Consider the following 21,068-nt stretch of genomic DNA (forward strand, 5'->3'; position numbering starts at 1 on the left):
CTCGACCAGCCGCCCGCCGGAGTGAATGCGACGTTGCTCAAGCCAGCGATTCATGGACTCGGCCTATGCGACTCCTTAGGCACAAACGATTGATTTCTTCACGTTCGCGCGACCACGTGCAAGCGGAGTCAGGCGAAAATGCAAGTGGGGACAGATCGCACACGAGGACATGTGCAACTGCCGAATGCCGCCCGAGAGAAAGAGCTTCATGAACATCTCTGCATCGGTGAGCTGGCAGTTTCCCCCAGCGATGACCCATGAAGGTTGCGTGAACGCTCCGTGAGCACACGTACCAACGTCGCCGTAGGCAGGCCGACGATACGCCAGCTGGAGTATCTGGTGGCCCTCGACGCCCATGGGCACATCGGGCGCGCGGCAGCAGCATGCTTCGTCTCCCAGCCAACGCTCAGCACGCAGATCCGGCAGCTTGAGCGCCATCTGGGCGTCACCATTACCGAGCGCGTGGGCCGTGGCATCGTCGTGACGCCTGCAGGCCGCGAACTCGCGGAACGCGCACGAGCGGTGCTGCGTGACACCGACGAGATGCTCGAATGGGGCCGCAGCAGCACGGACGGTCTCGGCGGACCATTGCGAATCGCAGCCATTCCGACGGCGGCGCCCTACTTGCTTGCCCGCATGCTTGCGGTGATCAACGAGCGACATCCAGAGGTGCTGCTGTGCCTTGACGAGCTCAGGGCCTCTGCGCTGGTCGAGGCACTGGCCGCAGCACAGCTTGATCTGGGTCTGATGGCGGAACCTGAGGCGCACGATGACCTCGCGCACACGATCATCCTCGAAGACCCGCTCCTGCTGGCAATGGCGCCCCAGCATCGACTGGCCCGCCAGCCCTCAGTGGCAATCGATGACCTCGCCGGCGAGACCGTGCTGCTGCTCGAGGACGGCCACTGCCTGCGATGCCAGGTGCTCAAGGTGTGCCGGAGCGTGGGCGCCCGCGAGGTGAGCAAGGGCGGCACGAGCCTGGCGACGATCTGCCAGATGGTGGCCGCGGGGATGGGCGTGACACTGCTGCCCGCGAGCGCCGCCCCCATCGAGGCCCGGCGAGGCACCGGAATCGTGGTGCGGCCGTTCAGCGATGTCACGGCAAAGCGACAGCTGGCGCTTGTTTGGCGGCGTCGCTCGCCGGCTGCGCCCCTGTACCGGGAGCTGGCCGAACTCATCGCAGCGAGACTGGCAGATGCGAACTCCGGATCGGCACCCTCGCCTGCGTCATCGAAACCCGACGTCGGCGACGCGACGGCCGCGGGGTGACATCGCCCGGTCTTGGTGCAACACTTGCCGGTCGCTGGAAACGAGCGTCGGCGTGACGCAGTGCACCAGCGATTCGAGACGCGATTCGCGTGCAAGCAGGCATCGACAAGGCAATCACCCCCATGGGCATCGAGGTCTCCATCGACATTCCGGCATCGCCGCAGGAAGTCTGGGATTACGTCGCAGACCTCGCGAGCAACGTCGAGTGGATGGCTGACGCTCAGTCGATCCACTTCACGTCTGCCCAAACCGAAGGTGTCGGCACGACGTTCGACTGCGTCACCAAGATCGGCCCGATGAAGACCACGGACAAGATCGAGGTCACCGAATGGGACCCGCCGAAGACGCTCGGCATTGCCCATCAAGGTGCAGTGACAGGCACTGGCCGCTTCGCGCTCGAACCCATCGAAGACGGCACCCGCTTCACCTGGAGCGAGGATCTGACGCTGCCGTGGTACTTCGGCTCGCGGATGGGCCAGCAACCTGCCTCGCTGGTGCTTGAACGCGTCTGGCGCAAGAACCTGCGGAACCTGCGCGCACGGATGCTCGAACGTCAGCAGGGACCGACCGGTCACGAGCCCGGACCGCTGCTCGGGATGGGCCGCGACTCGGAGATGCGCGCCTACGGCCCGCACATCATTCGCATGAGCCTGCGCGGCAGAGACCTGAGCCATGAGGCCGAGGCGATGCGTCACGTGCGGGCCCATGGATTTCCTGCACCGGAGGTCATCGAGCAGCCCGACAACCACTCGGTGGTAATGGAGCGTCTGACCGGCCCGACAATGCTCGACGAGCTGGCGGCCAAGCCGTGGCTCCTGACGCGCCACGTCAAGGGTCTGGCACGGCTGCACCGGCTTCTCGGCGACGTGCCTGCCGCCGGCCATTGGGTCAAGGTCTCTGGCGGCAGCTCGGTGGTGCATCTCGACCTGCAGCCCGACAACGTCAAGCTCACGCCCGACGGCCCCGTCGTCATCGACTGGTCGAACGCAGCAGCCGGCGACGCCGCCTTCGACGCGGCCTCCACCTACGTCCGGCTGCGCACTGCCGCGCCCGACAACCACGCTGCGGCCCGGGCGGTCATCAACGCGTTTCGCACGCGGTTCGCCCGAGCCTTTCTCAAGGAGTTCGGCGCCGACGCGATTCTCTCGCACTTGCGCGCGGCAGCCGACCTGCGGCTCCTCGACCGCAACCTGCATCCCAACGAGCGCGAGGCGGTCTTCGCGCTCGCCCGCGGCGAACTCGACTGACGAGTTCGCCTGAGTCGTCCTGACTTGCCAGAGTCAGGAAACCATCTGCCGCAATCGGTCGACCGAGTTTCAGCGGTCCTGGTCGAGGAGCATCTCGGCGGCGGCGTAGGGATCGAGCTCTCGGCGGGCGAGCTGCTGGCGCAGGCGCTCCGCCGCAGGCCCTTCGGTGAGGGTTGCTACGCGTTCGGCAATAGTGGCCCGCAAGACTTCATCAAGCTCGGTCTGCACCCTGGCCGCGCGGCGAGACTCAAGCTCGCCCGAGACCGTGCAGTGGTCGCGGTGCGCACAGATGGCATCCCACAACTCCGCGGCGCCCTCGCCGGTGGTGCCCACCGAGGTCAGGATCGGCGGGTCCCAATCGCCGGGCGCGGACAGATCCAGCATCTGGCGGATGTCCCGGCACGTTTCCGATGTGCCGGGCCGATCGGCCTTGTTCACCACGAAGATGTCGGCGATCTCCATGAGACCCGCCTTGTTGGCCTGCACCGAATCGCCCCAACCGGGGTTCACCACGACGACGGTGGTATCTGCCGCGCCCACGATCTCCGTCTCGATCTGGCCGACGCCGACCGTCTCGATCACCACCCAGGGCCAACCCAGTGCGTCCAGCACTCGTACCGCGAGCGGTGTCGCCAAGGTGAGGCCGCCCAAGTGGCCACGCGTCGCCATCGAGCGGATGTAGACGTTTTCGTCGAAGGTGTGGTCGGACATGCGCACGCGGTCGCCCAGGATTGCGCCGCCGCTGAACGGCGACGACGGGTCAATCGCCAAGACCGCCAGCCGCTCGCCCCGCTCGCGTGCCACGCCGACAACGGCTGAGTTGAGCGTCGACTTGCCGGCCCCGGGCGCACCGGTGATGCCGACCGTGTGAGCGCTGCCTGACTGGGCGAACGTGAGCGCGCCCAGCGCACGCGCCTGCGAACCGCCACGTTCGACCAACGACATCACCCGCGCCAACGCACGGCGCTGGCCCGAGCGCGCAGCTTCCAGGAGCTCTGCAACATCAGCAGTGAGCGGATGGTCGGGTGATGTCATCGGCGCGCCGACGGTAGCGATGCCGAGCGGGCGCAGCACGTCTCAGCGACGCGTGATGGTGGCACCGAGACCGGCGAGCTTGCCGGCCAAGTTCTCGTAGCCGCGGTCGACATGGACCGCGCCGACAACCTCTGTCTCGCCCGCAGCGGCGAGGCCCGCCACCACCAGCGCGGCGCCTGCGCGGATGTCGTGCGCACGCACCGGTGCCCCCGACAGCCGCTCTACCCCGCGCACCACAGCGTGGTGGCCCTCGGTGCGGATGTCGGCGCCCATGCGCCGCAGCTCGTCGATGTAGCGGAACCGGCCCGTGAAGATGTTCTCGGTGACGATTCCCACGCCGGAAGCCGTCGTGAGCATCGACACCAGAAACGGCTTGTAGTCGGTCGCCAAACCCGGGAACGGCAATGTGGAGATGTCGGCCGACGCCAGCCGTTGAGTCACGGTCGCCCGCAGTCCCTCTTCCTCGATGACGATGTGCATTCCCATCTCGGTGAGCTTGCGGATGAGCATTGTCATGTGCTCGGCCACCGCATGGCGCAGGAACACCGACCCGCCGCACATGCCGACCGCCGCGAGGAACGTGGCCGCCTCGATGCGGTCGGGAATCACCCGGTAGCCGTCGCCGGAGGGGGCAGGCGCCAACCGTTCCACGCCGTCGACTGCCAAGCGATCCCCTGACCAGCCGACTCGCGCACCCATCTGGTTGAGGAACTCGATGAGATCGCCGATCTCGGGTTCTCGCGCGGGATTCACAATGCGCGTGCGGCCTTTGGCTCGCACCGCGGCCATCAGCACGTTCTCAGTCGCTCCGACCGAGGGGTACTCGAGCACAACCTCGGTTCCCCTCAGCAACTCTGCGGTTCCCGAGATGTCGCCGTGAGCCGTGCTGAACGTCGCGCCCAGGCTCTCGAGTGCCCGCAAGTGCATGTCGATCGGTCGTGGCCCGAAGTCGTCTCCGCCCGGCAGGGCAACCCGGGCAGTTCCGAAGCGTCCGAGCAGCGGGCCGAGCACCACGATCGACGCACGCATGCGCTCCACCAGGTGGTAGGGCGCCTCGGTGTTCAGCTCGGAGGGCACGTCGATGACCAGCCGATGATCGGCACGCGTCACCGTCACACCCATGGCTTCGAGCAGCTCGCACATGAGCGACACGTCGGAGATGTCCGGCACGTTGGCCAGGACGTGCTGCCCTTCCGCCAGCAGGCAGGCCGCCATCAGCTTGAGCACGCTGTTCTTGGCGCCGCCGATGCTGACTTCGCCGTCGAGCGCGCGGCTGCGCTGCGTCACGAACGTGTCGCGCTCGCCGCCGGTGGCGAAGTCCATCGACATAGCGATACCACCATTGACAGCAGGTTCGTGACGCTCCGCAGTATCGCGATGCAGGTGCAGGACCGGTGCGTGTGATAGGCCCGCCGCCGTGACACGGCAAGTGCGCACCTTCACCGCAGGCGCCGATGAGGTGGACGACCTGCTGCGCCCGCGCGACGACATCGTGCTCGAAGCACCAGCCGGCCGCATCGATGGCGATGGCGAGTACCGCTTCGGATTGGCGGGCGGGCCGTTCAGCAGCTACTCCCGCCTCGTACACATCGAGTCGGATGACGGCGGCGATGCACGCGGTGCTGATACCAGCACCTCGCCCCGATTCCGGATCACCGAGAAGGTCGAATGGCAGTTGGCCGTGCCGTGGTTCGGCCCGGCCATCAACCTCGCGGTACGGCGCGCCATGCGCACCGGTCGTTCCGGCGACGGCACCCAGCCCGTCTGGGCACCCCCGCGGCGGCTTGACGCGCGCTCCGCGACGATCATGGCGATGCTGGCGGCGGCGGCCATGCTCAGCGGCTACCTGGCCAATGCACCGTCCGAACTGCACAGCTACGCCGCCGACGAATTCGGATCCGACCAAGCAGCGCAGGGAACACTCGGACTCGTGGTACGGATCGGGACACTGCTCGCCATCGGCGTGTCCGTACTCGCAGATCGCTACGGGCGCAGACGCATCGCTGCCGGTGCAATGCTCGTTGGCATATTGAGCGCAGCGCTGGCGGCGTTGGCACCCTCCATGGCGTGGTTGGGCGTATTTCTCGTGGTTGGCCGCACCGCCAACGCAGCACTCGGCGCCACGATCGTCGTGATGGCACTCGAGGAGATTCCTGCGGGCTGCCGCGCGTGGTGCCTGTCTGTGCTGGCCATGGCGGCCGCGTTGGGCGCGGGCGTGGTGGTGTGGTTCCAGTCCACCGCGGACCTCGCTCCTTGGATCTGGCGCTTGCTGTTCGGCATTCCGCTCCTGGCGCTGCTCGTCGTGCGTCCATTGATGAAGCGGTTGCCCGAGAGCCGTCGCTTCAAACGACGCAGCCGCGACGTGAAACTCCGCGAGTACTGGCGACCGATCGCGCTCCTCGGCGGCATCTACCTCGCATTCGGTCTGTTTCTGGGACCGATCGACTGGTTCCGCATCGAGTACCTGCGCGACGAACACGGCTTCAGTGCGGGCGTGGTCACGCTGTTCGTGCTGAGCACCGCAACGCCGGCAGGACTCGCGGTGTATGCCGCAGGCCGGCTTGCTGACTCCAGGGGGAGGCGCATCATCCTGGCCATTGCGTCCGTTCTCGGACTCGGATCCCTAGTGGGGATGTTCAATGTGACCGGAGCGACGCTGTGGCTGCTGGGCCTCGTCGGCGCGATGCTCTCGGCAGGACTGCTGCCGGCACTGGGGGTTTACCGCGGCGAGCTGTTCCCGACCGCCGTACGCGCACGTGCCGCGACGCTGACCGGCGCCATGGGCGTCGGTGGCGCAGCCGCGGGCATCTACTTCACCGGCCAATTGCGCACAGCCTGGGGCAGCTTCGGCGACATCATTGCGCTGCTGTGGATCGCGCCTCTGGTTGCTGCGCTCATCGCTGTGCTGTGGCTGACCGAGCGCAGCGGGCAGGAACTCGAAGAGCTGCATCCCGCCGACGCCTCGGTAGACCCCGAAGGCCCATGGTCGCATGGCCTGTGACTGATGCCGGTGAAACCGGGCCGGGACATGATGGGGCTGCGATGCGCGCTGCCGAAGCACTCCTGCTGACGCCAGGTGCCGGTGGCGGCGCGGATCATCGCACGCTCGTCGAGATCGATGACGCGCTGTCGGGCCGCCTGCCCGTGCGCCGTCATGACTTCGCCTACCGGCGAGCCGGGCGGCGGGCGCCGCCGCGAGCGCCCAGCGTCGTTGCCGAACTGCTGGGCGACCTGCCCCCGATTGCGGCCGATCTGGGCGTGTCGCCGGGCGGTCTGGTGATCGGCGGCCGGTCGTTCGGCGGCCGTGTCTGCTCGATGGCGGTGGCCGACGGCGCCCGCGCCGCAGGGCTTGTGCTGCTCAGCTACCCGCTGCACCCGCCCGAACGGCCCGAGCGCCTCCGCACCGAGCACTTCGAGCGGATCGGCGTGCCGTGCCTGTTCGTCTCGGGCACGCGTGACCCGTTTGCCACTCCTGAGGAGCTGAGCGAGCACACCCGGGCCATCGCGGGCCCGGTCACACTCGCTTTCGTTGACGGTGGCCGACATGATCCCAACACGATCGCGGCCCGCCAGGCCATCGTCGAATACCTCAACTGCTGGCTCGACACGCTCGGAGGCTGAGCCACCGGCTCGATCTCGTGAGCCGAACGGGCAGCGGCTCGCGGGCGCCTGCCGCGCTGACGTAGCCGGGACTGCTCAAGATCGCTTTGCATATCCGGCCGGAAAGCGTGGTATTGCCGGTTTCAGGCTTGAGCCGCGGCAGGCGACGGCTCACTCCTCGGGGTGCCAGCCGAAACCGATCGAGCGGCGGCGAGCCTGCTCAGTGCCGCCGATCAGCGCTTGGTCCGAATCATCGGACGCATGCCCTTGGTGAGCGCCCCGAACTTGGCACCAATCTTCACTGACGACGAGCGCCGGGTGCGGGCCCGGCTGGGCTCGCTGCGTCACGCCGGCTGGATCGAGTGCATGAGCGTCGGGATGACCGAAGCCCGCCAGCAGCGCTGGTTCGTCACGAACCAAGCCGCTCAGGCTCTCTACGCCCACGATGGCGTGCACGCAACGAGGGACGGCGATCGGCCGCCGACCCCCTTCTCAGACCGCCTGCCAGTCAACGCGCCGACGTCGGAACGTCGTGAGCACCTGCCGTGGACAGCCACCTCGCGAGGCGTGCGTACCTGCGTGCGGCGACTGGCTGCGCTGGAGCCGCTCTACCGGCTCGCCCCGGGATTGCTGCATTCGGGCTGGCTGCGCGTACCCGACAGCGACACTGCCGACCGTCTCGACATCGGCATGACCGACTTTCGCCTGCTGCGCTACGGCGGCTGGTTTCACGCCGTCGCGCACTACGGCGAGCACTACTGGGTGACGTTCACCTACGTCGGCCTGCACGCCACCGAGAGGGCGTTGCGGCGCAAGCGAGCCCATCGCTTCTGGGGCCTTGACGCCTACGCGAGCGAGCACGATGCGCACGAGCGGGCTGTCGATCGTGTCTTTTACGGTGACCCCGAATACGAAGCCACGCCCTCCGCGCAGGTGATGCTGGCTGCGGACTCATGGGCGGCCCACCTAGCGCAGTGCGAGTTCGCTCGCGGCGCCCGGCCGCTGATCTGCACCCCCGACGGACTCTGGGGCGATCCGGTCGAACTGCGGCCCTCCGGTGACCGGGTCGATGATCCGGTCACGCCGATGGAGGCGGGGCGGGCAGAGCAACTGGGGCGCTGGCGGCGCATCAATGCTGACACCGTGGCCATCACCGATTCCCTCACCTACGCAACATTCATGGCTGTCGCCCAATTCCCGGCCATGCGACGTGGCGAGCTCAGCCGCCTGTTGAGCGCTTCGCAGCGGAGCGTCAGCGACGCACTCGCCAGGCTCGTCGAGGTCGGACTCATCGATCGTTTCGATGGCCGCTGCTATCTCACCGAACGGGGTCTGCGGCGGGCTGCCAATGTCAGTCGACTGCTGGCATCTGCGCTCATTCGGCGACACGGCGCATACCTGCTGCCCGCCTTCCGGCACAGACAGCGCCACCACGACGATGGTGTCAACCAACTGGTACTGCAGTTCGCCGCCGAAGGCGCGGCAGCATTCGTGGGCTGGAGGGGGGAGATCAACGTGCTCGGCGTCACCCAGATCAGGCCCGACCTCGTGGTGCTGGTTGCCGACGGGCCTCTCGGCGCCGGCGCCCACTGCCTCGAGTACGAGCGCAGCGCCACCACCCCTTCTGAGGTCATCGAGAAGATCAGGACGTACCGCAAGTGTGCCGCCGTGGGACGTCACGTGCCCTTGCTGATGGTCTGCGAGACCGAGCAAGCCGCCGAGAGATTCGCCGAGTTCGACACGCTGGTGCCGCTGCTGGTCACCCACATGGCGGCCGTCGAGGCAGGCCGGCTGACGGGTGACAGCACCGTCTGGCGGAAACGCGATACCGCTGCGGTCTCGCTGCGCTGCGTGTGAGGGCTGAGTCGGCGCCCTGATGCCCGCATCCGGCACCAGGCCTCGTCGACGCGGCGGCGAATCTCAGCCGTCGATCCGATCGACGATCATCTTGGCGATCTCCAGGCTTGAGGTGGCCGCAGGACTCGGGGCGTTCAGCACGTGGGTGCTGCGGCCGGTGACGGTGACGGCGAAGTCGTCCTCGAGTTCGCCGTCGGGATCCATGGCCTGGGCACGCACGCCGGCAGGCGAGCGCACGAGATCGTCGGCTTCGATGTCGGGTACCAACCGCCGCAGCGCCCGGGTGAACGCGGCCTTGCTCAGCGAGCGCCACACCTCGCCGGCTCCGGTGCGCCAGTAGCGCCGGGCGAGTCGCCACAGACCGCGGTTGGTGATGTGTTCACGCAGCTGTGCCCTGCTGATGTCGCTCCAGCGGTAGCCCTCGCGGGCCAGCGCGAGTACCGCGTTCGGGCCGGCGTGGATCGTGCCGTCGATCATCCGCGTCAGGTGCACCCCGAGGAATGGGAAGCTGGGATCGGGCACCGGGTAAATCAGGTTGTTGACGAGGTGGGAGCGCTCGGGCACCAACTCGTAGTACTCGCCGCGGAACGGGACGATCCGGTAACCACCCGCCGCACCGGCGAGCGCCGCCACCTGGTCGCACCGCAGCCCAGCGCAGTTCACGAGCCACGCCGCCTCCAGGTCCCCGGAGGTGGTGGTGATCCGGACGCGGTCCGCGGCGGGAGCGAGCCCGACAACCGCGGTGCCCGTCCGCAATTCGCCGCCGGCAGCGGTGATCTCGTCGATGAGCGCGCGGCACACCGCGCTGTAGTCGACAATTCCAGTGCTGGGGATGAACAGCGCCTCCACACCGGCGCAATAGGGCTCGAGCTCAGCGAGGCGGCGGGCGTCGATCAGTTCCGCGGCCACGCCGTTGCTGGCCGCACGCTCATAGAGCGCTGCCAACCGCGCCTGCTCGGTGCTGTCCACCGCCACGATGACCTTGCCGCACAACTCGTGCGCAATGCCACGCTCGCGGCAGAACTCGACCATCGAGCTGCGCCCGGCGACTGCCAGCGAGGCCTTGGCCGACCCCGGCCGGTAATACACGCCCGAGTGCAGCACTCCGGAGTTGCGACCGGTCTGGTGCAGCGCCGGCCGCTCCTCGGCCTCACAGATCACCACCCGGTGGCCCGGATGGTCAGCCAGATACCTGTGCGCCGTGGCCAAGCCGATGATGCCCGCCCCCACGACGGCCAGATCGGCACCAGCCGACGAGGTCGAAGCGCTGCTCACCGGGGCGAAGCTATCGCCAGAGGCGAAGCCGTGGCCCGAGCGGCCCGTGAGCCCAATCGCATGAGAACGGGGAACAAGAGCGGGAAGCACAGGAGGCCTAATCAGAAGGCTCATCTCTCCGCGCATCCTCTAGGGTCGGCGGCAATGAATGACAATCGCAGGTTCCGCAGCGATCGAGGTCGCGTCGGCGGTCCAGATCTCAGCCGTCAGGCGCCTGATCGCAACCTGGCACTCGAACTGGTGCGCACTACCGAGGCGGCAGCAATGGCCGCTTCACGCTGGATGGGCCGCGGCGACAAAGACGGTGCTGACGGCGCCGCCGTGGACGCCATGCGGGTGGTGCTGTCGACCGTTCCCATGGACGGCATCGTCGTGATCGGCGAAGGCGAGAAAGACGAAGCGCCGATGCTGTTCAACGGCGAGCTGATCGGCGACGGCACCGGGGCTCTGACCGATGTTGCGGTGGACCCGATCGACGGCACCACGCTGACCTCGCTGGGCAGGGGCAATGCCATAGCGGTGATCGCCGTCTCGCCGCGCGGCACCATGCTGGATCCCGGTCCGTGCGTCTACATGGAGAAGATCGCTGTCGGCCCCGATGCCAAAGGCGTGGTGGACCTGAACCGGTCGCCCGCAGAGAACCTGCGAGCTATCGCGGAGGCCACCGGGCAGGGTTTGCGCGACCTCACCGCTGTGGTGCTCGACCGCGACCGCCACTCCGAGCTGATCGGGGAGATCCGCGAGACCGGCGCTCGCATCAGGCTCATTCCCGACGGCGATGTGGCCGGTGCCATCTCCGCAGCTGCGAGCGACTCGACTGACGTGTTGTTCGGCATCGGCGGCACGCCCGAAGGCATCATCTCGGCAGCGGCGCTGAAGTGCCTCGGCGGCGAGCTGCAGGGCCGCCTGTGGCCCCGCAACGACCATGAACGCCAAGCGGCGGTCACCGCCGGCTACGACCTCGATCGGGTGCTGCACATCGACGATCTCGTCCAGTCCGACGACGTCTTCTTTGCGGCCACCGGCATCACCGACGGCGAACTGCTGCACGGCGTGAAGTTCACGGCCCATCGCGCCACCACCGACTCGCTCGTCATGCGCTCCCGCAGCGGCACCGTGCGCCACATCAAGGCCACGCACGACATCGACAAGCTCAGCGCCTACGCCGCGGTGGACTTCACCTGAGTCATGGCCGAGATCCAGAATCACAACTCCGGGAGCGAGACAGCGCCGGGCGCCCCGGTCGGAAACGACCTCGAAAAGGGCACAGTCGGCAACGACCTCGAAGAAGGCACCGTCGCCCGCATCGACTTCGGCAAGGTGGCCCAGATCGGCCGCGACGGCCACCAGGTCGTGCCCGTGGTGCTGCAGGACGCCGACAGCGGCGACGTGCTGTTCATCGGCTATGCCAACGAGGAGGCGCTGCGGCTCACGTTCGAGCGACGCAGCGCTGTGCTCTACTCCACGTCGCGCAACGAGATCTGGCACAAGGGCGCCACCTCGGGCGACACGCTCTCGCTGGTCGACGTGCGTGTGAACTGCGAGCAGAACTCGCTGCTGTACCGGGTGCGACGCGACGGCGGCGGCGCTTGCCATACCCGCGACGCGAGCGGCAACTCCCGGCCGGGCTGCTACTACCGATCCGTCGACAGCCCTACCGAGCTGCGCCACTTGGGCGGCTGAGCAAACTCTCAGTTGCCGTCGACCGGGCCGGTGCGGCGACCGGCCCGGGCCGCTATTCGTCGAAGTTCTCCGGCATCAGCACGAACTCGGGGTATGCCTCGATACCGAGCTCGCCCGAGTCCTGCCCGAGCTGCTCCACCGTCTTCGAGACTCGCAGACCGAGCACGAAGTCCAGAATCTTCCAGACGATGAACGATGCGATGAACACGAAGGCACCGACCGCCACGACGCCCAGCAGCTGAATGTGAAGCTGGGCACCCGCTGCGATGGCAGTTGCGAGGGTTCCCCAGATGCCGCAGACAAGGTGCGCTGGGATCGCGCCCACCACATCGTCCACCTTGATCAGCTCGAGACCCTTGATGGCGGCCGTGCAGATGACGCCGCCGATAGCACCGATGATGATCGCCCACCAGTGTTCGGTGATGTTGGGCCCGGCAGTGATCGACACCAGGCCGGCAATAGCACCGTTGAGTCCGGCAAAGAGGTCGATGCGCCCGAGCAGGGAGCGGGAGACCGCCAGCGCTGCGACCACGCCAGCGGCAGCGGCCAGATTGGTGTTGACCAGCACGATGCTCATCTCCACGGCGTCGAGCACGCTGCCGAGCGCAAGCTGCGAACCGCCGTTGAAGCCGAACCAGCCCAGCCACAGGATGAAAACGCCCAGCGTTACGACCAGCACGTTGGATGGCGGCGTGGGCCGAACCGACCCATCCTTGCGGAACTTGCCGAGCCGCGGCCCCACCACCAGCACGCCGGCCAGCGCTGCCCAGCCCCCGGTGCTGTGCACGATCGTCGAGCCCGCGAAGTCTTGGAAGCCTTGCTGGTACAGCCAACCTTCGCCCCACGTCCACGCCCCGACAATCGGGTAGATGATGGCGGTCAGGATCAGCGTGAAGCCGAAGAATGACCACATCTTGATGCGCTCGGCGATGGCACCGGATACGACCGAAGCGGCCGTGGCGACAAACACCATCTGGAAGAACCAGTCCGACATCGACGCATAGCCGTCGCCCGCCACGGCGGCCTCTGCGGCTGCATCGCCACCTATCAATGCCAACTCGTTCGCGCTCGGCCCGTACAGGAACGTGAACGTGCCCCACAGACTGCCGACGTCGACGTACATCAGGTTGTAGCCGACGACGTAGAAGGCCAGGCCGGCGACCGAGTAGATGTCGATGTTCTTCAGGCAGATCATCGACGCGTTCTTGGTGCGCACAGCGCCGGCTTCGAGCATCGTGAAACCGGCCGCCATCCACATGATCAGCGCGCCCCACACCAGGAACATGAAGGTGTTGAGGACGAACTGACCCGAGGGCTCGATCATGAGAAGTCCTTTCCGGGCTGCGACAGGACGCTCACATGTTTGCAGGCACCACGCGGGCGCCACGACATTCGCGGGCCGAATGGTCACGCCGCGATCAGCGGCGACGCCTGTTGGCTGAGGAAGGTACGGCGGCCGCGCTCAGGCGGCGCTGGCAACTGCGATGCGCGTCTCGGCCCAGGCCACGGCTGCCTTGGCGTCGTCATCGTCATCGTCGGCCGCGACTGCGGCCTGGGCCGCTTCGAGGTCAGCCTGCGCAGCAGCGACATCGATCTCGTCGGCTGCGTACGCAGCGTCGCTGAGAATCGTCACGACGTTGTTGCTGACCTCGACGAAGCCGCGGTTGAGCGCCAGCGTCACGATGCCGTCGGATGCCCAGAGCTGAGTCTGCCCGATATCAAGCGCCCCGATGAACGCCGCGTGGTGATCGAGGAAAGCGATGTCGCCGTCGACCGTGCGCGTCACTACCTGGCTGCACTCGCCGCTGAACAGCACCGCTTCCGGCGAGACGAGCTCAACCTGCATCAGTGACGCCTGACCGTGCTGCGCTGCTCTGGCGCATCGTCGGACTCAACAGCCTTCGCCGACGCCGCTCAGGCCCCGGCCTGCGCCAAGTCGCGGGCCTTGGCCATCGCCGACTCGGCGTTGCCGACATTGAGGAACGCCTGCTCGGGCAGATCGTCGAGGTCGCCGTTGCAGAGCATCTCGAACGACTCGATGGTCTCCGAGACCGGCACGAAGATGCCCGGCAGGCCCGTGAAGACCTCGGCCACGAAGAACGGCTGGCTCAAGAAGCGCTGGATCTTGCGGGCACGGTCGACGGTGATGCGGTCTTCCTCGGACAGCTCGTCGAGGCCCAGGATGGCGATGATGTCCTGCAGCTCCTTGTAGCGCTGCAGGATCTCCTGGGTGCGACGTGCCACGTTGTAGTGGCGGTCGCCCACCACCTCGGGGCTGAGGATGGTGGACGTGGACGCCAACGGGTCCACGGCCGGGTAGATGCCCAGCGAGGCAATCTGCCGACTCAGCTCGGTGGTCGCGTCGAGGTGCGTGAAGGTGGTGAACGGCGCCGGGTCGGTGTAGTCGTCGGCGGGCACGTACACGGCCTGCAGCGACGTGATCGAGTGGCCCGACGTCGAGGTGATGCGCTCCTGGAGCTCGCCCATCTCGTCGGCGAGGTTGGGCTGGTAACCGACCGCCGAGGGCATGCGGCCCAGCAGGGTGGACACCTCGGAGCCTGCCTGCACGAAGCGGAAGATGTTGTCGACGAACAGCAGCACCTCCTGGCCCTGCACGTCGCGGAAGTACTCGGCCATCGTCAGCGCCGACAGCGCCACCCGCAGCCGGACACCCGGCGGCTCGTCCATCTGACCGAACACCAGCGCCGTCTTCTCGAGCACGCCGGATTCCTCCATCTCGAGATAGAGGTCGGTGCCTTCACGGGTGCGCTCCCCCACCCCGGCGAACACCGACACGCCGCCGTGCTGGGAGGCGACGCGGTTGATCATCTCGGTGATGAGCACCGTCTTGCCCACGCCGGCACCGCCGAACAGGCCGATCTTGCCGCCCTCCACGTAGGGCTCGAGCAGGTCGATGACCTTGATGCCCGACTCGAACATGGTGGCCTTGGGCTCCAAGGTGTCGAACGCGGGCGCCGGGCGGTGGATCTCCCAGCGGTCGGCGATGTCGTCGGTGACATCGGCACCGTCGAGCGGCTGGCCGAGCACGTTGAAGATGTGCCCGAGCACCCCGTCTCCGACTGGCACGGTGATGCCCTGGCCGGTGTTGACGACCGCCATGCCGCGTGTCAGCCCGTCGGTGGCCTTCATCGACACGATGCGGACGCGGTTGTCGCCGATCTGCTGGGCGACCTCGCCGGTGATCGTGACCGGTTGGCCCTCGAGCTCGACGTGCATCTCCACGGCGGTGTTGATCTCTGGGATCTCGCCGGGCGGGAACTCCGCGTCGACGACCGGCCCGGCGATGGCCACAACCCGGCCATCGGCGTGCTCGGCTGCGTCTCCCGCAGTTCGTTCTTCGGTCATCGTCATGTCTGTCACTCCTTGGAGCAGAGCGGAGGTTCGGTGGGGTTACTCGCGTGCACGGAACAAGTCCGCCGTGCGGGCTTCGATGGTGTCGGAGAGCAGGTCGACTTCGCCGCCGGTCTGTGCGAGCGCCTCGGCGCCGCCGACGATCTCCATGATCTCGGTGGTGATGGCGTCCTGGCGGGCACGGTTCATGACGCGCGTCAGGTTGATCTTCAGTTCCTCGGCGTTGTCGGTGGCCGCCTTCATGGCCCGCTGGCGGGCTGCATGCTCCGACGCCGAGGCCTCAAGCAGTGCCGAGTAGAGCCGGGCTTCGGCATAGCGCGGCAGCAGCCGTTCCAGGATGACGGCGGGTTCGGGCTCGAACTCGTACCCGCCCTCGGGACCGCCCCCCGAGTCCTCGGCGCCGTCAGCTTCGTCGAAGTCGCCGGTGTCGAGCGGCATGAACGGCACGATGGCCACCGACTGATTGCCCATGGAGTGGAACTGGGTGTAAGCCAGCATCACCCGCTGGCAGCCGTTCTCGAACAGCTCGGTTGCCGCCGCGGCAACCTGCTGAGCGTCGGCGTAGCTGGGCTGGTCGCTGAAGCCCTCGAAACCCGCCGCGATGCGGTAGTTGCGGAAGCGGAAGTACCCGAGCGCCTTGCGCCCCGACAGCACCAGTTCGTAGTCACGGCCCTCCGCTGCGTCGGCAGCGATGGCCCGCTCGGTGGCCCGCAGGACATTGTTGTTGTAACCGCCGCACAGCCCGCGGTCTGCTGCAATGGCCACGTAGGCGACCTTGGTCACCTCGGCCGGCTCGCGCAGCAGCGGGTGGTCGGCTTCGCCGCCGGCGGACGCCAGGTTGGCGATGACCGCGGTCACTTTGTCGCTGTAGGGCCGGGCGGCACGCACCCGGGCCTGGGCCCGGACGATGCGTGAGGCAGCGATCAGCTCCATGGCGCGCGTGATCTTCTTGGTGGCGTCGATCGACCTGATGCGACGCCGAAGAATGCGCTCCTGACCGCTTGCCATCGGTGCTCAGTCCCCGCTCAGTCCTCGTTGTCGCCGTCGGCGGCCGCACCGTCGGCGGCATCGGCCGTGCTCACGAACTGGGCGGTGAATGCCTCGACGGCTGCCTGCAGCGCAGCAGCGTCGACATCGCCGGTGGAGCGGATGTCCGACATCAATGCGCTGTGGCGGGTGCTCATGTAGGCCAGCAGTTCTTCCTCATAGCGGTTGACGTCGTCGACTTCGATGCCGTCGACGTAACCGTTGGTACCCGCATAGATCACGACCACCTGCTCCTCGACGGGCATAGGCGAGTTGAGCCCCTGCTTGAGCAGCTCAACCAACCGGTAGCCGCGGCCGAGCTGCGCTGCCGACACGGCGTCGAGCTCGGAACCGAACGTGGCGAATGCCTCGAGGTCGCGGAACTGGGCGAGGTCGATCTTGAGCGTGCCGGCCACGCTCTTCATCGCCTTGGTCTGCGCAGCAGATCCCACCCGCGACACCGAGATGCCCACATCCACCGCCGGTCGCACGCCGGACTTGAACAGGTCGTCCTGGAGGTAGATCTGGCCGTCGGTGATCGAGATCACGTTGGTCGGGATGTACGCCGAGACGTCGCCTGCCTTGGTCTCGATGATCGGCAGCGCCGTCAGCGAGCCCGCGCTGTTGGCGTCGGACAGCTTGGCGGCACGCTCCAGCAGCCGGCTGTGGAGGTAGAAGACGTCGCCCGGGTAGGCCTCACGGCCAGGCGGCCGGCGCAGCAGCAGCGACAGCTGGCGGTAGGCCTCGGCCTGCTTGGAGAGGTCGTCATAGACGATGAGGGCGTGGTCGCCGGTCTCCATCCAGTGCTGGCCCATGGCGCAGCCTGCGTAGGGCGCCAGGTATTTGAACGGCGCGGGGTCTGACGCAGGCGCCGAGACCACCACCGTGTACTCCATGGCGCCGCGCTCACGCAGCGTGTTCACCACCTGCGCCACCGTCGAGCCCTTCTGCCCGATGGCCACATAGATGCACTTCACACCCAGGCCTGCCTGGTTCAGGATCGTGTCGACTGCGACGGAGGTCTTGCCGGTCTTGCGGTCGCCGATGATGAGCTCGCGCTGGCCCCGCCCGACTGGCGTCATCGAGTCGATGGCCTTGATGCCCGTTTGCAGCGGCTCGTGCACCGGTTTGCGGCCCATCACGCCGGGTGCCTGGATCTCCATGCGCCGCTCGACGGCCCCGGTGATCTCGCCTTGGCCGTCGATCGGCTGGCCGAGCGCGTTCACCACGCGGCCCAGCACGGCGTCGCCCACCGGCACCGACAGGATGCGGCCCGTGGCCCGCACTGCCTGGCCTTCCTCGATGTGCTCGACGCTGCCGAGCACCACGGCGCCGATCGACTCCTCGTCGAGGTTCAGCGCCAGGCCGACATCACCGCTCTGGAACTCGAGGATCTCGTTCACCGAGCAGCCGGGCAGGCCCGAGACACGGGCGATGCCGTCGCCGACTTCGAGAATGCGTCCGACGGTGCCCGACTCGATCGAGGGATCGAAGCCTTCGAGATTCCGGCGGATCGCGGAGGTGATATCGGCTGTGTTGATGGAAAGATCGGTCACGACAGGCGCTCCTTCATCTGGTCAAGCCGGGTGCGCACCGAGCCGTCGAAGACTGTGTCGCCGATCTGGGCGGTCAGTCCTCCGATGATCTCGGTATCGACTACGACATGGACGGTCACGTTGCGGCCGCTGGCACGGCTCAGCGCTTCGGCCACCCGGGCAATTTGCTGGTCGGTCAGCGCGACTGCCGAGCGAACTTCGGCTACTGCCTCGCCGCGCGTGGCTGCGGCGAGCTCCAACGCTTCGGCCGCGATGGACTCAAGGTCGCCGCCCCGGCCGGCACCCACCAGCATCGCCACCACATTCAGGGTGACCGGTGAGGCCGTCGAAGCCAGCAGGTCTTCCACGATGCCGATGCGACGTGACGCCGGCACCGTGCGGTCCGACAGCACGCGCCGCAGCTCTTCATTGCTCGATGCGGCCCGTCCCACCGATGCCAGCTCGGAGGTGACGCGGTCGAGCACGTCTTCGGCCTGGGCGATAGCGACCACGGCACCGGCGTAGCCCTCGGTTCGCTCGCTCATCGGTCGATCCTGATCATCAGTTCAACTCCTGTGGGGTCCGCCGCCTGCCGTTGCAGCCATGGCGGTGCTGCGGGCGACGGCGGGAACCTTCGGCGGGATGGCTCAGTTCGCCACCCGCTCGATGTAGTCCTCGATCAACTGGGCATGCGCCGCCTCGTCGATGCTGGCCATCACTACCTGCTCAGCGGCGCCTACCGCGATCGAAGTGATGTCGGCCCGCACCTCGGCCATGGCACGTTCGCGGGCGGCCTCGATATCGGCCTCGGCCTGCGCACGTCGCTCGGCGATCTCGGGCTCGATGGCCGCGAGCCGCTCCTGGCGGACCTCCTCGGCCTGCGCGCGCGCTTCCTCGATGATGCGTGCTGCCTCGGCGTTGGCCTCGGCCAGGCGCGCGTCGTAGGACGCACGCAACTCCTCGGCTTCAGTCTTGGCGGTCGCGGCAGCGTCGAGGTCGCCCTGGATGCGCTCGGTGCGCGCCTCCATTGCCCGCCTGATCGGCGGCAGCGCCAGCTTCCACATCACGAAGAGGAGAATGAAGAACGCGATCGAACCCCAGATCACCTCGAACCATGCGGGGATGATCGGGTTGGACGACTCGCCCTCGGACGCTGCGAGCAGACCGGATAGTGCGTTCACTGCCGCCTCCTAGGTGAAGTTGAGCAGGATGAACACCACGAAACCGATGAGGGCCAAGGCCTCGGTGAACGCGATGCCCAGGAACATGGTCGTGCGGACCATGCCTGCTGATTCGGGCTGGCGAGCCATTGCGGTGATGGCGTTGCCGACGACGAGGCCGATGCCGACGCCCGGGCCGATGGCCGCGAGGCCATAGCCGAGGCCGGCGCCGAGCGCCTTGAGGCCGTCAACTGCGGTGTCCGCTTGTGCGAGCAAGTCCATTACTCGTTATCTCCTGTGTTGTACGGGATCTTGGGGCAGGGGCCGGAGCGCCGGGGCACTGTGCGGCCGTTGGTCGATGGGGACTGGATGATCTGGATTGGGGTTGGGCCTAGTGCTCGGGGTGCAGCGAGCCGCCGATGTAGACGGCGGTGAGGATGGTGAAGATGAACGCCTGCAGGAATGCCACCAAGATCTCGAATCCCGTGAGGCCTATCAGCATCAGGAACGGGGCCGGCGTGATGATGACTAGCCACGTGGGCGTGCTGTCGGTGAGCGCCAGCCAGAACACCGTGTGAGACAGCACGGCGAACGTCACCAGCAACAGGTGGCCGGCAAGCATGTTGGCGAAGAGCCGCACCGCCAGCGAGAACGGCCGCACGACGATTGTCGATATGAACTCGATGGGCAAGACGATGATCAACAACGCCTTGGGCACGCCGGGCGGAATGCAGACATTCTTCAGGTAGCCGAAGAACCCGTGGTGCTTGATGCCGATCGTGTTGTAGATCACCCACACCAGCAGTGCGAGCGTGACCGGCATCGCCATGCGGGCGTTGCCCGGGAAGTGGATCAGAGGCACAACCTCGGTGATGTTCGAGAAAAGGATGAAGAAGAACATCGTCAGCAAGAACGGCAGGTAGCGCAGGCCGTCCGGTCCAATGGTCTGCATGATGATGTTCTCGCGGATGAACCCGACCGAGGTCTCCGCCACGGTTTGGATGCCGCTCGGAGCGACGCTGACCTCGGAACGGTCGTAGCGACGCTTGGCCATCACGAACATCACCACTGGCGCCACGAAGGCGAAGAGGTAGATGATGCCGACTTTGTTCAGCGCGTACCACTCGTTGGTGCCCGTCACCGGGTCGTGCCCGAAGAGGCCCGGCCACTCCAAGAGGTGCCCGATGTCAGGGAAGGTCAGCGCTAGCAGGTTCACTTCTGCTCCTTGCCGGGACGTTGGAGATCGAGGCCTGGGGCTGCGAGCCGCAGGGAAACATAGCGGATCTCCCACGCAAGCAAACCGAGATGGCTCGCGACGATGGTGATTGCGAGGGGCACGGGCTCGAAGAAGCTGAGCTGACTGGCCCCTAGAGCGATGCCGGCGAGTACTGCGAGCCGCACGATGAAGCCGCCCAGCGTTGCTCCCATGAGCGCGACCGGCGATGTGCGCGCACCCCACGCCATCAGCACTGCGGCCGCCGCAAGGTTGCCGATGACCAGCACGTAGCCGAGTGCCGACGAGAGCGCCCCGCCCATGCCCCAGATGAACCCGCTGACGGCAACCCAGGCGGGAAACACCCACAGGCTGCGGCGCGCCATGTCGAACGCAAGGTCGCGCTCAGGAGAGCGGTCGACTGTGGCGGAGCTCACGCTGCCGCCGGCGGAGTCGGTTCGGGCGGTTCCGAGGCGTCAAGCGACACGCCGGTCGGCAGCGATGCGGGCTCTTCGAGGTTGCCGTCACGGTCGATGCCCCGCCGCTGGGAGGGACGGCTCGAAGCCAGCTCCTGCTCGTGGACCTGCATGCGCTCGGCATAGCGCTGCCACTCGACGAGGATCTTCACCACGAAAGCGGTCATGCCGAAGCTCAGCGCGAGCCATGGTCCGGTACTCCACCAGCGATCCAAGCCGAACCCCGCCGCCGCGAAAATGGCCGGCGTCACCACGATCTCGATGGCCTTGGCCAAACCGTCCTCGCTGCCGTTGCTGCCGACGAGGCCGCGTGCCATGCG

General features: G+C 67.2%; 21 protein-coding genes. 7 read left to right on the forward strand and 14 right to left on the reverse strand.

From position 1 onward, the window contains the following. The first annotated feature begins 279 nt into the window (after window positions 1-279). A complete protein-coding gene (locus tag ACOGI8_RS13310; RefSeq protein WP_419854274.1) occupies window positions 280-1,269 on the forward strand; it encodes a LysR substrate-binding domain-containing protein in 990 nt (329 codons plus the stop codon). Window positions 1,270-1,358: 89 nt separating this feature from the next. Further along, window positions 1,359-2,516 (forward strand): SRPBCC family protein, encoded by a 1,158-nt coding sequence (locus ACOGI8_RS13315; RefSeq protein WP_419854275.1) that lies wholly within the window; start codon window positions 1,359-1,361, stop codon window positions 2,514-2,516. 69 nt (window positions 2,517-2,585) lie between these two features. On the opposite strand, the gene meaB is transcribed toward ACOGI8_RS13315, so the two are convergent. After that, entirely contained in the window at window positions 2,586-3,551 is a 966-nt protein-coding gene (gene meaB, locus ACOGI8_RS13320) for a methylmalonyl Co-A mutase-associated GTPase MeaB (protein WP_419854276.1), read from the reverse strand. Between the two features lie 42 nt (window positions 3,552-3,593). Then, a complete protein-coding gene (murA, locus tag ACOGI8_RS13325) occupies window positions 3,594-4,874 on the reverse strand; it encodes a UDP-N-acetylglucosamine 1-carboxyvinyltransferase (protein WP_419854277.1) in 1,281 nt (426 codons plus the stop codon). Window positions 4,875-4,968: 94 nt separating this feature from the next. Between murA and ACOGI8_RS13330 the strand changes: the two genes are divergently transcribed. The 3 genes from ACOGI8_RS13330 (at window position 4,969) to ACOGI8_RS13340 (ending at window position 9,008) form a co-directional block, all read left to right on the forward strand. Next, the gene (locus ACOGI8_RS13330; protein ID WP_419854278.1) at window positions 4,969-6,552 is read left to right on the forward strand and encodes an MFS transporter; all 1,584 of its coding nucleotides are present in this window, start codon (window positions 4,969-4,971) and stop codon (window positions 6,550-6,552) included. Window positions 6,553-6,593: 41 nt separating this feature from the next. Then, window positions 6,594-7,172, forward strand: a complete 579-nt coding sequence (locus ACOGI8_RS13335) for an alpha/beta family hydrolase (RefSeq protein WP_419854279.1) — start codon at window positions 6,594-6,596, stop codon at window positions 7,170-7,172. A 240-nt stretch (window positions 7,173-7,412) separates the two neighbouring features. Then, a complete protein-coding gene (locus ACOGI8_RS13340) occupies window positions 7,413-9,008 on the forward strand; it encodes a replication-relaxation family protein (RefSeq protein ID WP_419854280.1) in 1,596 nt (531 codons plus the stop codon). Between the two features lie 63 nt (window positions 9,009-9,071). Here the strand turns inward: ACOGI8_RS13340 and lhgO are convergent, their stop codons facing one another. Then, window positions 9,072-10,283, reverse strand: a complete 1,212-nt coding sequence (gene lhgO / locus ACOGI8_RS13345) for an L-2-hydroxyglutarate oxidase (RefSeq protein WP_419854281.1) — start codon at window positions 10,281-10,283, stop codon at window positions 9,072-9,074. A 144-nt stretch (window positions 10,284-10,427) separates the two neighbouring features. Here lhgO and glpX point away from each other — a divergent pair, with 144 nt between their 5' ends. Beyond that, window positions 10,428-11,468 carry a class II fructose-bisphosphatase gene (gene glpX / locus ACOGI8_RS13350; protein ID WP_419854282.1) on the forward strand — a complete coding sequence of 347 codons (1,041 nt, stop codon included), beginning with the start codon at window positions 10,428-10,430 and terminating at the stop codon, window positions 11,466-11,468. A 3-nt stretch (window positions 11,469-11,471) separates the two neighbouring features. Continuing rightward, the gene (locus ACOGI8_RS13355; protein ID WP_419854283.1) at window positions 11,472-11,966 is read left to right on the forward strand and encodes a phosphoribosyl-AMP cyclohydrolase; all 495 of its coding nucleotides are present in this window, start codon (window positions 11,472-11,474) and stop codon (window positions 11,964-11,966) included. A gap of 52 nt (window positions 11,967-12,018) precedes the next feature. Here ACOGI8_RS13355 and ACOGI8_RS13360 read toward each other — a convergent pair whose 3' ends face one another. The 11 genes from ACOGI8_RS13360 to ACOGI8_RS13410 form a co-directional block, all read right to left on the reverse strand. Beyond that, window positions 12,019-13,290: an ammonium transporter gene (locus tag ACOGI8_RS13360; protein WP_419854284.1), complete on the reverse strand. Its 1,272-nt coding sequence runs from the start codon at window positions 13,288-13,290 to the stop codon at window positions 12,019-12,021. Window positions 13,291-13,428: 138 nt separating this feature from the next. Then, complete coding sequence (gene atpC, locus ACOGI8_RS13365; RefSeq protein WP_419854285.1) at window positions 13,429-13,812, reverse strand: ATP synthase F1 subunit epsilon; 384 nt, start codon at window positions 13,810-13,812, stop codon at window positions 13,429-13,431. A 68-nt stretch (window positions 13,813-13,880) separates the two neighbouring features. After that, the gene (gene atpD / locus ACOGI8_RS13370; protein WP_419854286.1) at window positions 13,881-15,338 is read right to left on the reverse strand and encodes a F0F1 ATP synthase subunit beta; all 1,458 of its coding nucleotides are present in this window, start codon (window positions 15,336-15,338) and stop codon (window positions 13,881-13,883) included. A gap of 39 nt (window positions 15,339-15,377) precedes the next feature. After that, complete coding sequence (locus tag ACOGI8_RS13375; protein ID WP_419854287.1) at window positions 15,378-16,346, reverse strand: F0F1 ATP synthase subunit gamma; 969 nt, start codon at window positions 16,344-16,346, stop codon at window positions 15,378-15,380. A 17-nt stretch (window positions 16,347-16,363) separates the two neighbouring features. Beyond that, the gene (gene atpA / locus ACOGI8_RS13380; RefSeq protein WP_419854288.1) at window positions 16,364-17,920 is read right to left on the reverse strand and encodes a F0F1 ATP synthase subunit alpha; all 1,557 of its coding nucleotides are present in this window, start codon (window positions 17,918-17,920) and stop codon (window positions 16,364-16,366) included. Then, on the reverse strand, window positions 17,917-18,444 hold the full coding sequence (gene atpH, locus ACOGI8_RS13385) for an ATP synthase F1 subunit delta (RefSeq protein WP_419854289.1): 528 nt from the start codon (window positions 18,442-18,444) through the stop codon (window positions 17,917-17,919). The genes atpA and atpH overlap by 4 nt, the downstream gene beginning before the upstream one ends. 102 nt (window positions 18,445-18,546) lie before the next feature. Further along, complete coding sequence (gene atpF / locus ACOGI8_RS13390) at window positions 18,547-19,080, reverse strand: F0F1 ATP synthase subunit B (RefSeq protein ID WP_419854290.1); 534 nt, start codon at window positions 19,078-19,080, stop codon at window positions 18,547-18,549. A 9-nt stretch (window positions 19,081-19,089) separates the two neighbouring features. Continuing rightward, complete coding sequence (gene atpE / locus ACOGI8_RS13395) at window positions 19,090-19,341, reverse strand: ATP synthase F0 subunit C (RefSeq protein WP_419854291.1); 252 nt, start codon at window positions 19,339-19,341, stop codon at window positions 19,090-19,092. 109 nt (window positions 19,342-19,450) lie between these two features. Further along, window positions 19,451-20,275 carry a F0F1 ATP synthase subunit A gene (gene atpB / locus ACOGI8_RS13400; RefSeq protein WP_419854292.1) on the reverse strand — a complete coding sequence of 275 codons (825 nt, stop codon included), beginning with the start codon at window positions 20,273-20,275 and terminating at the stop codon, window positions 19,451-19,453. Further along, window positions 20,272-20,709, reverse strand: a complete 438-nt coding sequence (locus tag ACOGI8_RS13405) for an ATP synthase subunit I (protein WP_419854293.1) — start codon at window positions 20,707-20,709, stop codon at window positions 20,272-20,274. The genes atpB and ACOGI8_RS13405 overlap by 4 nt, the downstream gene beginning before the upstream one ends. Beyond that, the gene (locus ACOGI8_RS13410) at window positions 20,706-21,065 is read right to left on the reverse strand and encodes a hypothetical protein (RefSeq protein ID WP_419854294.1); all 360 of its coding nucleotides are present in this window, start codon (window positions 21,063-21,065) and stop codon (window positions 20,706-20,708) included. Before ACOGI8_RS13410 ends, ACOGI8_RS13405 begins: the two co-directional genes overlap by 4 nt. Window positions 21,066-21,068 lie beyond the last annotated feature (3 nt).

It is taken from the genome of Candidatus Poriferisodalis sp. (genome assembly GCF_965204195.1).
Classification (GTDB): domain Bacteria; phylum Actinomycetota; class Acidimicrobiia; order Acidimicrobiales; family Poriferisodalaceae; genus Poriferisodalis.